An 11,068-nucleotide genomic window follows, 5' to 3' on the forward strand; every position below is an offset into this window, starting at 1 on the left:
CTTCCCGGGCCGCCAGGCCGGCTGAAGCAATCTTGACCTCCAGGCCGCGCCTGGCCGCCAGGTGGGCGGCCAGGGCCGCGGCCATGCTGCTGCGACAGGTATTACCGGTACAGACAAAGAGGATACCAGGCATCAGGCTAAACCCCCATTAACATCTTGAAGCCAATGGCCACCAGAATCAGACCGCCCACGACCTCGGCCCGGTTGCCGAAGAAGGAGCCCAGGCGCCGGCCGGCCAGGAGTCCCAGGGCCGTCATGGTGCCGGCGATAAAGCCCATGGTCAGGACCGTCAGGGGCACGTTGACGCTGATGGCCCCCAGGCCGAAGCCCACGCTCAGGGCATCCAGGCTGACACTGCCGGCCATGAGGAGGATAGCCATGGCCCCGCCGACGACGCCCCCCCGCCCGGGCACGGACCGGAGGACCTGCCCGGCCATACTCCTGGTCCCCTGGCGGCTGTTATAGGCCTCCCAGAGCATCAAGCCGCCCATGGCCGCCAGCACCAGGGCGCCGATAATGGCAGCTACTTTGCCCAGGAGCCGCCCCAGGAGCAACCCCAGGTAGAGACCTGTCAGAGGCATAAAGATATGAAACAGGCCCACGGTGCCGGCAAAAAGCCAGGCCTGGCGCCCCTTAAAGCCCCCCAGGGCCAGGCCGGTGGCCAGGGAAAAGGCGTCCGTCCCCAGGGCGACGGCTACCAGGATCAGACCCAGCGGCTCCATCAAAAAGACTCCTCCTTACGCCCGGATAATACGGTTGGCCGCCGATTTGCGCAGGCGGTTCATAATGGCCAGGCCGATGCCTTCTTCGGTGAAGGTTTCCGCCAGGATTATGTCGGCGTGGTGGCGTTCGCAATTCCTTAAAGCGCTGAAAAGGTTGGCGGCGATGGTCTCCGGCTGGCGGCGACTCCCCAGGACTTCCAGGTAATCCGGCCGGGGCGGGGCCTGGTAGGCCGGCGCCGTCTCCCTGGTGGCCAGGACGGCCACCCGCCGGCCGCGGCTCTGCCAGGCCGCTACCAGGGCGCGGACCCTGGCCACCACCCGGTCCAGGTCGCCGGTGACCAGAAAAACCTCCCCTGCCGGGGCATAGTGCTTATACTTCATCCCCGGCGCTTTGGGGTGTTCCACCTGCTGGCCTTTGACGACCGGATCAATGGCCACTTCTCCCAGCACGGCCTGCAGGTCTTCATAGGTAATACCCCCCGGGCGCAGGATGGTGGGCACCGGCGTTGTCAAATCGAGGACAGTAGATTCCACCCCGACAGTGGCCGGACCGCCATCCACCACGGCGTCTATTTTGCCCCGCAGGTCCCGCAGGACATGCTGGCCGGTGGTGGGGCTGGGACGGCCCGAGGTATTGGCACTGGGGGCGGCAATGGGCAGGTGCGCCGCCCGGATGAGGGCCTGGGCCACCGGGTGGGAGGGCATACGAATGCCTACTGTAGCCAGGCCGGCGGTAACCTCGTCCGGAATGATGCCGCTGCGGGGCATAATTAGGGTCAGGGGACCGGGCCAGAAATGCTGCATCAGGAGGGTGGCCCGGGGCGGTAAATAGGCCACCAGCTCCTGGACGTCCTGGAAGCTGGCGATATGGACGATGAGGGGATTATCGGCCGGGCGTCCCTTGGCCCGGAAGATACGGCGCACGGCCCGGCCATCCAGGGCATTGGCACCCAGGCCGTAAACCGTTTCTGTGGGGAAAGCCACCACCCCGCCCCGGGCGAGGATCCGGGCCGCCAGGCGGATCTTATGCAGTTCCGGTACCAGGGGATCGATTTTTAAGTACCTGGTCCGCATACCTACAGACACCTACTTCACCTCTATGTTTCCCACTCTGTCTTTATTCTTCCCGGCGGTAGGCCAGGAAACAACGTGGCCGGCCGGCATAGTCCGGTAAAATTTGCTGGTCGCGGTAAGCACCTGTCGCCGCCGCCAGGGACATCACTGCCTGTCCCTGATCACAGCCGATCTCCAGTGCCAGAAGGCCACCGGGACATAAAAGCCGCGCCCCTCCTGGCAGGAGGACGCGGTAGGCATCCAGACCGTCGGGACCGCCGTCCAGGGCCAGGCGTGGTTCCCAGCGAACGTCCACAGGCAACCCGGCCAGGTCGGCAGCCGGTATGTACGGGGGATTGGCCACCAGGGCCTGGAGTTTTAACCCCTGGAGGGGCGCTAAGAAATCCCCCTGGTAAAAGGTTACTCGCGCCGCCAACCCCAATTTCCGGGCGTTCTGCCGGGCCACCGCCAGAGCCGCCGGGCTGATGTCGGTAGCGTAGACCCAGGCCCGGGGTAGGTAGTGGGCCAGGCTCAGGGCGATGGCGCCGCTGCCGGTGCCGCAGTCGGCGATGGTATACTCGCCCTCCGGGTGCAGCCGCTCCAGGACGGCCTCCACCACCACCTCGGTATCCTGGCGGGGGATCAAGACCGCCGGGGTGACCCGGAGATCTAAAGACATAAACTCCTGGTGGCCGGTGAGGTACTGGAGGGGGTAACCGGCCGCCCGGCGGTCGACTGCCGGCCAGAAAAGATTAGCGGCTGCCGGCGTTATTTCCTCCTCCAGGCGGGCCAGGAGGCCGGGCCGGGTTAAATTACAGGCCCGGCTCAAAAGGACCTCCGCCTCCAGCCGTGGACGGGCCACGCCTCCGGCCGCCAGGCGCCGGGTGGCCTCCTGCAGGGCTGCCAGCAGGGTCATCTCAGGCCTCCATCTTCTCCAGGCGTTCGGCCTGGTCGGTAGTCACCAGGGCCTCAATGATCTCATCCAGTTCTCCTTCCAGAACTTGGTCCAGGTGGTGCAGGGTCAGGCCGATGCGGTGGTCGGTGACCCGGTTCTGGGGGAAGTTGTAGGTGCGGATGCGCTCGCTGCGGTCGCCGCTGCCCACCTGGGAGCGTCGTTCCTCGGCCATTTCCCCCTCCTGTTCGGCCCGGGCCATGTCCAGGAGGCGGGCCCGCAGGACCTTCAGGGCTTTCTCTTTATTCTTCAGCTGGGACTTCTCATCCTGGCAGGAGACTACCAGGCCTGTCGGCAGGTGGGTAATCCGGACGGCGGAGTAGGTGGTATTGACCGACTGGCCGCCGGGCCCGCTGGAACAAAAGATGTCGATCCGTAAATCCTCGGGCTTGATCTCCACATCTACCTCTTCGGCCTCGGGTAACACGGCCACTGTGGCAGTAGAGGTATGAATCCGCCCGCCGGATTCCGTGGTCGGGATGCGCTGCACCCGGTGGACGCCGCTCTCAAACTTCAAGCGGCTGTAAACCCCCTGGCCTTCGATCTGGAAGACGATCTCTTTAAAGCCCCCCAACTCGGTGGGATGGGAGTCGATAACCTCCGTCCGCCAGCGTTTTTTCTCAGCGTAGCGCTGGTACATACGGAAGAGGTCCCCGGCAAAGAGGGCCGCTTCCTCGCCCCCGGCCCCGGCCCGGATCTCCATGATGATATCCTTTTCATCATTGGGGTCCCGGGGCAGGAGGAGAATCTTTAGTTCCTGTTCCAGGCGTTCCTGTTCCCCGGTCAGGCGTTCAATCTCGGATTTAAGGAATTCCTGGAACTCAGGGTCCTTTTCTTCCGCCAGCATGGCCTTATCTTCCTCCAACTCGTTGTTGACCTGGCGGAACTGGCGAAAGGTGGTGACTATATCCTCCAGGGCCGCGTGGGCCCGGGCGTGTTTCTGTAACTGCTCCGGGTCGCTGATAACCTCCGGGTCGCTCATCAGGCGGCCCAGTTCTTCGTATTTGGCTTCAATCTGCTCTAGTTTTTCCAGCATGCCACATCACTCCGCTTCTATGACGATCCCGTTCACCGCCGCCGAGGCTATCGGCTTCGCGGAAGTATCTGACGCCTCGAGCCAAGTCGCCTTCCGCCTGTACCCGTCACCCCCCTTCAGCAAACATTTTCGTGTTCTCGTAGCGGGGGCGACAGTCCCTATGAAGGGCTCGAAGGGCTCTCCTCAGGAGACGGTTCTACCGGTGGGCCGTCGTCCCGGGCGGCGGCCAGGGCCGCCAGGGCTACCTCCAGCATGCCGTCGTCAGGCTCCCGGGTAGTCAGTTTCTGTAACCACAGGCCCGGGGCTGCTATAACCCGCACCCAGGGGACATCTAGGTGGCGGCCGGTAAATTTTAACAGTTCATAGGCAATGCCGGCCACCACCGGTAAAAATACCAGCCGGGAGGCCAGGCGCCAGGCAATCCCACCCCGGCCGATAAAAGAGAAAAAGACTATAGTCAGGATCAGGACCAGTAACAAAAAGCTGGTACCGCAACGAGGATGCAGGGTCGGGTAGGGGCGGACATTCTCCACCCTTAGGTCCTCGCCGGCTTCCAGGGCGTTGATCACCTTGTGCTCGGCGCCGTGGTACTGGAAAACCCGCTGGATATCCTGCACCCGGCCGATGGCGATGACATAACCCAAAAAAAGGAGCATCCGTAACAGCCCCTCCACAACGTTTTGCCAAAAGATGGATAAATAATTGCGGAGAACCAGGGCTGCCCCGGCCGGCAGGAGGACGAAGAAGCCGATAGCCATCGCCAGGGCAAAAGCAACTGTCAGGACCAGGTCTCTGGTACTCAGTTCCTCCTCTTCCTCTTCTTCATCTAAAGCCTGGTTGGCCGAAAAGGTAAGGTAACGAATACCTAGGATTAAGGATTCAAATAAGGCCACCACGCCCCGTAACAGGGGGAGTTTCAAAAAAGGGTACCTGCTGGTAATGGAGGTATTGGCTTCAGCCTCCACCAGCAACGCGCCGTTTGGTTTACGGATAGCCACGGCCGTTTTCCGCGGCCCGCGCATCATGACCCCCTCGATGACGGCCTGGCCGCCGTACTGGGGCTCTGCCCCCTGGGCCCATAGGAAAAAGCAGAGCCCGCGGCTCCGCCCTTTGGTCCTAGCGTCCATACTTTTGCCGGAATCGCTCAATCCGGCCGCCACGCTCGACTACCCGCTGCCGGCCGCCGGTGTAAAAGGGATGGCATTGGGAACATATTTCCACCCGGATATCTTTCTTCGTCGAACGGGTTTCGATTACGTTACCGCAGGCGCAGATAATCCTGGCCGGGCCATAATTAGGATGAATATCGGGTTTCACGGCCCTTCACCTCCGCAAGAGAATCAAACTCTTACTAGTATAACACGAAAGCCGGGCCGGTGCAAAGGGCCAGGGGTTACTCCTCCAGCAAAAATTTTGCGGACCGGTTCCTGCAACCAATAAAAAAGGCCGGTGGCCCGGCCCTTTACCTGGTTAAGAAAACCTCGGGGTTGATGGCTCTGCCCTTTTCCCGGACCTCAAAGTGGAGGTGGGGACCGGTAGCGTTGCCTGTCGCCCCAACTTCCGCGATGACTTGACCAGCCTGGACGTACTCCCCTGTCTGCACCAGATTCCGGGAGGTATGGGCGTAAACCGTCTCCAGGCCGTTACCATGATCGATTTTCACCATCTGGCCGTAGATGCTGTTACCCCAGCCGGATAAAACTACTGTACCGGCCAGGGCGGCCCGGATCTTATCCCCCAGGTTACCGGCGATATCCAGGCCGTGGTGAAATTCACTACCCCGCCAGCCAAAGCCGGAGGTAATGGCCCCGATAAGGGGCCAGACCAGGAAAGCTGCCGGCTTTAAGTCTATGCTCCGCGCGGCCAGGCTTACAGCCGGTCTTACTGCCGCCACAGCCGGGGAGCCAGGAATGGTCAGGATGGTACCCACCCGGAGATTGTGGGAATCGGCAATGCCGTTGGCGGCCGCCAACTGGCCGGCATCGACGCTGTAACGCCGGGCAATACTCCAAAGGGTGTCGCCCGCGGTAACCGTATAGGTCTGGTCCGCCATATGGGGCAGGACCAGAAACTGCCCCGCTGTCAGGGCGGCCCCGGGCTCCAGGTCGTTCATGACCGCGATGAGCTCCGGATCGGCCTGGAAACGGCGTCCCAGGCGTTCCAGGGTATCGCCTTCCTCCACCCGGTAGATACGGGTATAGCTGTTGACCCGGCTCGCCAGTTGCTGGTATTCTGCCGGGGCCATGGTCGTTGCCACCTGCTGTAAATCATCGATGACGGCCGCCCGGGCCGGCAGGACACCCGGACCGGTAGCCAGCATGGCTAACGTCAGGACCAGGGTTACCGCCATCTTTTTTGACAGCATGCTAATTCACTCCTGTTCACAGGCCTTTGTCAGATAATGGCTTGGTTGCCATTTAGCCATTATTTTAGCCAGGCGCTAACAAAAATATACCCGGAACCCATTACCGGGGTTTCCGGGTGCAACTTCTAGGCTGAAAGGTACCGGTGGAGAGGCGCCTCGATGCGGCGATCAGTGTTCCCGGGGAAATAAAGCCGGCAGGGCCCGTAGGAGGTCCTGGTTGCTCTTGGTCTTCTTCATGGCGTCGAGCATGGCCTCGGCGACCTCCACCGGGCCCATGCCGCTGCTCACCCGCCGGAAGTTCCAGACCAGGTCCAGTTCCTCTCGGCTGAGGAGCAGTTCCTCCCGCCGGGTACCGGAGCGTTTAACGTCAATGGCCGGGAAGATCCGCCGCTCGGCCAGGCGCCGGTCCAGGATAAGCTCCATATTGCCGGTGCCTTTAAATTCCTCGAAAATAACCTCATCCATGCGGCTACCCGTTTCGATGAGGGCTGTGGCGACGATGGTCAGGCTGCCCCCTTCCTCGATATTCCGGGCGGCACCAAAGAAGCGTTTGGGTTTATAAAGGGCGGTAGGGTCGACGCCGCCCGACAGGGTACGGCCGCTGGGGGGAACAACCAGGTTGTGGGCCCGGGCGAGGCGGGTGATGCTGTCCAGGAGGACAACAACGTCTTTTTTATGCTCCACCAGGCGTTTGGCCCGCTCCAGGACCATATCGGCCACCTTGACGTGATTTTCGGGCAGCTCGTCAAAGGTGGAACTGATCACCTCGCCCCGGACGGAACGCTCGATGTCGGTAACTTCCTCCGGGCGCTCGTCGATTAGAAGGATCATCAGTTCGACGGAGGGGTAATTGGTCTTGATGGCGTTGGCGATCTTTTTGAGCAGGACAGTCTTGCCGGCCTTAGGGGGGGAAACGATGAGGGCCCGCTGGCCCTTGCCAATGGGGGCAATCAGGTCGATAATCCGGGCTGAAGAGTCGCCGTTGGCTGTTTCCAGGGTGTAGCGTTCGGCAGGATAGATGGGGGTCAGGGCGTCAAAGTGCAGGCGTTCCGCCGCTGTTTCCGGATTCTCCCCGTTGACCCTTTCGACCCGCAGGAGGGCAAAAAACCGTTCGTTATCCCGGGGTGGCCGCACCTGCCCGGCCACCTTGTCCCCGGTGCGCAGGTCGAAACGGCGGATCTGGGACGGGGAGATATAGATATCGTCACCGCTGGCCAGGTAGCCGAAGGGCCTTAAAAACCCGTAGCCATCCGGCAGTATCTCCAGGATACCCTGTGCCTGGAGCTGTTCTTCCCTGGCTTCCTCCCGGTGTTCTTTCTGTTCTTGCTGGGCCAGGGCCTTGGCAATCTCAAAAACGAGCTCTTTCTTGCGCATCCGGGAATAGCCGCTTAAATTTAACTCGCGGGCCATCCGGTAGAGCTCCACCATGGTCTTGCTTTCTAGTTCAGCCGTATTCAAATAGCATAAACCTCCGTATTCAGGCCCGGCGGCAGGTGGGATACGGCTTATTGATCCTTGACCTTTTCCCAGTCCGCCAGGAATCTGGCCAGGCCGGCGTCTGTAAGGGGATGCTTCAGCATCTGCATGATGACTTGGTAGGGAACGGTGGCGATATCGGCGCCCAGGCGGGCTGCCTCCAGGACGTGAAGGGGGTGGCGGATGCTGGCGGCGATGACCTGGGTCTTAAAACCATACTGGGCAAAAATGGGTACAATATCGGCGATGACCTGCATACCATCGTGGCTGATGTCATCCAGGCGGCCGACAAAAGGGCTGACGTAAGTCGCTCCCGCCAGGGCTGCCAGGAGGGCCTGGTTGGCGGAAAACACCAGGGTCACGTTGGTTTTAATGTCGCGGGCGGATAACTCCTTGACTGCCTTGAGGCCCTCGGCGATCATGGGGATCTTGATGACAATGTTGGGGTGAATGGCCGCCAGTTCAATCCCTTCAGCTACCATGGCCGGGGCCTGGGTGCTGACTACTTCGGCGCTGATGGGTCCGTCCACGATGGCCGCGATCTCTGTAACTACCTCCCGGAAGTTACGCCCTTCCCGGGCGATAAGGGACGGATTGGTGGTTACACCTGCAATTATACCCAGATCGTTGGCTGCCTTAATCTCTGCGACATTGGCGGTATCAATAAAAATTCGCACAACAAGACACCTCCAGCAAGAGTTATTGAAAGATTCACCGCGCCGCGTTACCAGGACATGGTCGCCGGCGTTCTCCGCTAGTAAGAGCTATTAAGATATTCAGCATCGGTAGGGGAAAATCCTGCCGGGATGGAAAAAGTATCTGCCGGGGGCGTTAATTACCAGTAGGGGCAGCAGCCTTGCATTCAGGTGGCAGGAAAAGAGCCCGGCGGGTGGGCCGCGGGGCTCTCTTCAGGCCCGGAAGGGTTACTTCTTCTTCGGGCGGAAGGTATGGCACGCTGTACCGTCAGAATTGACAACCTTGCGATCCCCGCTGGACCTGACTTCAATCGAATCGGCGGTACAGGCCATATTGTCCCAGTAGTAGCACTCTTCAACACCGCACTTAATCCCTGCCATATTCCTCCACCTCCTTCTGGTGCACACCATTAGGTTTTCATACCGGCGAAGAAATATGCAGCCTCCGGTCTGGCCCGGTGCTGCTCAGCAGCCGGAAGCCCAGCCCGGAAAAACAGCGACAAAGGCGGTTGAGGATCAGTGCCTTGATCTTACCGTCCGGCTGCCTTGCCAGCGCAGCCGAAGACCTGCATCTTGTGGCTGATGACCTTCATGGCGGCTTCCCTGGCTGGGCCCAGGACCTTACGCGGGTCGATCTCGTCGGGGTTGGCCGCCAGGGCAGCCCGGGTGGCCTCGACAAAGGCGATACGGATATCGGTATCGATATTGATTTTACGGACACCCCGTTCAACGGCGCGGCGGATGTCGTCGTCCGGGACTCCGGAAGAGCCGTGGAGGACAATGGGCGTCGGCACCAGACGGTCGATGGCCGCCAGGCGGTCAAAATCCAATTTGGGAGTGCCGTGGTAGCGCCCGTGGGCCGTGCCGATGGCAATGGCCAGGGCGTCGACACCTGTCTCCTGGGCGAAGCGCTGGGCTTCCTCCGGGTCGGTCATGGTGGCTTCACGTTCGGAGACTTTGATCTGCTCTTCCGTGCCGCCAATGCGGCCCAGTTCCCCCTCCACCGAGGCGCCCATGGCATGGGCGATCTCGACGACCTTTCTAGTTAAAGTGATATTCTCCTCCAGGGGATATTTGGAACCGTCGAGCATCACCGAGGTAAAACCGGCCCGCAGGCAACGCAGGACCTGGTTAAAGTCAGTGCCGTGGTCCAGGTGCAGGACCACCGGTACCGGTACCTGGCTGGCGGCCGTACGCACCAGGGAGGTTATGTACTCCAGGCCGGCGTATTTGATGGCTCCCTGGCTGGCTTGGATGATTACCGGCGCTCCTGCGGCAGCAGCGGCATTGATGATGGCCTGAACGATCTCCATGTTGTTGCAGTTGAAGGCCCCGACGGCGTAGCCGCCGGCATCGGCCGCCTGCAGGACTTCGGCCAGAGTAACTAACGGCATAGACTCAACTCCTTTTCCGAAAATAGACTTCTCCCAAAAATGGATACTGATGTCAGTACGCTTCTCGGGTTGAGGCAGGTTCCCTTCAGGCGCTGGTGGCGCCATTATACTTGTATCGAACTCGGCCGGCTTCGGGCGTGGCCTTAACTCGGCCCTTCGGGCCTCGGACACTCGGCCACGCTGTTCCTCAGCCGGCCTCGTTCTTCTGAACTAAGCGCCAAGGCGCCCTCCGGGAACCTGCCTCAACCCTCCTACGATGCTTACATTTTCATAGTTCGTTGTGGGGGAGCGTTAGCCCCCCCCATGGTGGCTTCCTCGGAAAATAGATTCTACCTGGTTTATTTTCTCTGGGTTAACAATGGTTCATACCGGGGATTTCTGGGTTTGCCGGGGCCGGTGCCTGGTCTGGCCTGGCAGGGAGTCCCTGACCACATGACCGGGGAGGAGAATCTCCTTTAGCCCCACCAGCTGGTCCAGATCGGCCATATTGCCAGCCGGCAGGATTTTTTCCGCCCCGCAGGAGTCGCAGCGCAGTTGCAAGTGGCCAGGGAAAATCTCAACCTCAATATTATCATTCCCACAACCGCAATGAACGTGACCGCTTTCGGCCAGCTGGAAAACCAGGGCCAACAACTGGTACATGGTATCGGGTTCTTCAAAATAGCCACTAAGGCCCAGGTCTTCGGCCATTTCCGCCAGGGAGCGATCGTGGTGTTGGACTGCCCGCTGCACCTGCTCCCGGGGTCCGATAAACCCCACCTCCAGGTCGGTTTCCCTGCAGGTCAGGGTTAAAAGCTCCGGGGACCAGATTTCCCGGCGGTGATAATAGGCCAGATGCATATTATCGCACATACCGCAGTGGTACTGCAGCCAGAAGTTCCTCCCCCGCCCGGTGCCGATGGTTAAAAGGACCATACCGCAGCTGCACTCCAGCTGCCAGGTGCGATCCCCGGAAAGGCTGAAGAGGGAAAGGCCGCGGAATTCCAACCGGCCGCAGGATGGGCAGCGCAAAGCCACAACAGTGGTGGTGGGGATAAGCATACCCTTTCCTCCTTACCCCCTCCATATTCGCCGTCAGGGTCCGGATTCCTGCTCCCCTTTAATTTTAAAGGGCTGCTTTTCGCAGCCCCTGTAAACTACCGTAACCCTTGCCTGTCAACCCGCAACCTGGCAACGGGCATACCGTGTCGCTAAAGCCTGTTGTACCAGCCGGTAAAGCTCCTGGATGTCAAAGGGTTTCTGCAGGTAACAACTCACCCCGTACCTACCGGCCTGTTCAGTCAGCTCGAGCTCATTGTAGGCTGTAATAACAATCACGGGCAGGGCTATAAATCGTCGCCGTAGCTCCTGGAGAAAGTCCAGGCCATTCATACCC

14 protein-coding genes are annotated in these 11,068 nt (G+C 60.6%); all 14 read right to left on the minus strand.

The features are described from left to right. On the minus strand, nucleotides 1-133 hold a 133-nt coding region (locus tag SDD30_RS16555; RefSeq protein ID WP_494517277.1), incomplete at its 3' end, for an arsenate reductase/protein-tyrosine-phosphatase family protein. A 4-nt stretch (nucleotides 134-137) separates the two neighbouring features. After that, on the minus strand, nucleotides 138-722 hold the full coding sequence (locus SDD30_RS16560) for a manganese efflux pump MntP (RefSeq protein ID WP_434076041.1): 585 nt from the start codon (nucleotides 720-722) through the stop codon (nucleotides 138-140). A 15-nt stretch (nucleotides 723-737) separates the two neighbouring features. Beyond that, nucleotides 738-1,796, minus strand: coding sequence for an L-threonylcarbamoyladenylate synthase (locus SDD30_RS16565; RefSeq protein ID WP_434076051.1), 1,059 nt, complete (start codon nucleotides 1,794-1,796; stop codon nucleotides 738-740). 43 nt (nucleotides 1,797-1,839) lie between these two features. Further along, nucleotides 1,840-2,691, minus strand: a complete 852-nt coding sequence (gene prmC / locus SDD30_RS16570; RefSeq protein ID WP_434076042.1) for a peptide chain release factor N(5)-glutamine methyltransferase — start codon at nucleotides 2,689-2,691, stop codon at nucleotides 1,840-1,842. 1 nt (nucleotide 2,692) lies between these two features. After that, on the minus strand, nucleotides 2,693-3,763 hold the full coding sequence (gene prfA / locus SDD30_RS16575; protein ID WP_434076043.1) for a peptide chain release factor 1: 1,071 nt from the start codon (nucleotides 3,761-3,763) through the stop codon (nucleotides 2,693-2,695). Nucleotides 3,764-3,921: 158 nt separating this feature from the next. Then, the gene (locus SDD30_RS16580) at nucleotides 3,922-4,890 is read right to left on the minus strand and encodes a DUF1385 domain-containing protein (RefSeq protein ID WP_434076052.1); all 969 of its coding nucleotides are present in this window, start codon (nucleotides 4,888-4,890) and stop codon (nucleotides 3,922-3,924) included. Continuing rightward, a complete protein-coding gene (gene rpmE, locus SDD30_RS16585) occupies nucleotides 4,880-5,080 on the minus strand; it encodes a 50S ribosomal protein L31 (RefSeq protein WP_109207606.1) in 201 nt (66 codons plus the stop codon). The genes SDD30_RS16580 and rpmE overlap by 11 nt, the downstream gene beginning before the upstream one ends. Before the next feature lie 145 nt (nucleotides 5,081-5,225). Beyond that, nucleotides 5,226-6,128, minus strand: a complete 903-nt coding sequence (locus SDD30_RS16590; RefSeq protein ID WP_434076044.1) for a peptidoglycan DD-metalloendopeptidase family protein — start codon at nucleotides 6,126-6,128, stop codon at nucleotides 5,226-5,228. 168 nt (nucleotides 6,129-6,296) lie between these two features. Continuing rightward, nucleotides 6,297-7,586 (minus strand): transcription termination factor Rho, encoded by a 1,290-nt coding sequence (gene rho, locus SDD30_RS16595; RefSeq protein ID WP_434076045.1) that lies wholly within the window; start codon nucleotides 7,584-7,586, stop codon nucleotides 6,297-6,299. 47 nt (nucleotides 7,587-7,633) lie between these two features. Continuing rightward, a complete protein-coding gene (gene fsa / locus SDD30_RS16600) occupies nucleotides 7,634-8,281 on the minus strand; it encodes a fructose-6-phosphate aldolase (protein WP_434076046.1) in 648 nt (215 codons plus the stop codon). A 246-nt stretch (nucleotides 8,282-8,527) separates the two neighbouring features. Beyond that, on the minus strand, nucleotides 8,528-8,680 hold the full coding sequence (locus SDD30_RS16605; RefSeq protein ID WP_434076047.1) for a DUF1540 domain-containing protein: 153 nt from the start codon (nucleotides 8,678-8,680) through the stop codon (nucleotides 8,528-8,530). Nucleotides 8,681-8,829: 149 nt separating this feature from the next. Continuing rightward, entirely contained in the window at nucleotides 8,830-9,693 is an 864-nt protein-coding gene (locus tag SDD30_RS16610; RefSeq protein WP_434076048.1) for a class II fructose-1,6-bisphosphate aldolase, read from the minus strand. 363 nt (nucleotides 9,694-10,056) lie between these two features. Then, nucleotides 10,057-10,734 carry a hypothetical protein gene (locus SDD30_RS16615; RefSeq protein WP_434076049.1) on the minus strand — a complete coding sequence of 226 codons (678 nt, stop codon included), beginning with the start codon at nucleotides 10,732-10,734 and terminating at the stop codon, nucleotides 10,057-10,059. A 114-nt stretch (nucleotides 10,735-10,848) separates the two neighbouring features. Beyond that, nucleotides 10,849-11,068 (minus strand): response regulator (locus tag SDD30_RS16620; RefSeq protein ID WP_434076050.1); only part of this gene is annotated, 220 nt, incomplete at its 5' end.

Source organism: Moorella naiadis (nom. illeg.) (genome assembly GCF_051020825.1).
In the GTDB taxonomy this organism is placed as follows: Bacteria; Bacillota; DSM-521; order Neomoorellales; family Neomoorellaceae; genus Neomoorella; species Neomoorella naiadis.

Coding starts and splice junctions, on each gene's coding strand:
- prmC (WP_434076042.1), bottom strand. CDS start 2,691: ATGACCCTGCTGGCAGCCCTGCAGGAGGCCACCCGGCGCCTGGCGGCC.
- SDD30_RS16590 (WP_434076044.1), bottom strand. CDS start 6,128: ATGCTGTCAAAAAAGATGGCGGTAACCCTGGTCCTGACGTTAGCCATG.
- prfA (WP_434076043.1), bottom strand. CDS start 3,763: ATGCTGGAAAAACTAGAGCAGATTGAAGCCAAATACGAAGAACTGGGC.
- SDD30_RS16615 (WP_434076049.1), bottom strand. CDS start 10,734: ATGCTTATCCCCACCACCACTGTTGTGGCTTTGCGCTGCCCATCCTGC.
- SDD30_RS16610 (WP_434076048.1), bottom strand. CDS start 9,693: ATGCCGTTAGTTACTCTGGCCGAAGTCCTGCAGGCGGCCGATGCCGGC.
- SDD30_RS16580 (WP_434076052.1), bottom strand. CDS start 4,890: ATGGACGCTAGGACCAAAGGGCGGAGCCGCGGGCTCTGCTTTTTCCTA.
- SDD30_RS16605 (WP_434076047.1), bottom strand. CDS start 8,680: ATGGCAGGGATTAAGTGCGGTGTTGAAGAGTGCTACTACTGGGACAAT.
- SDD30_RS16565 (WP_434076051.1), bottom strand. CDS start 1,796: ATGCGGACCAGGTACTTAAAAATCGATCCCCTGGTACCGGAACTGCAT.
- SDD30_RS16560 (WP_434076041.1), bottom strand. CDS start 722: ATGGAGCCGCTGGGTCTGATCCTGGTAGCCGTCGCCCTGGGGACGGAC.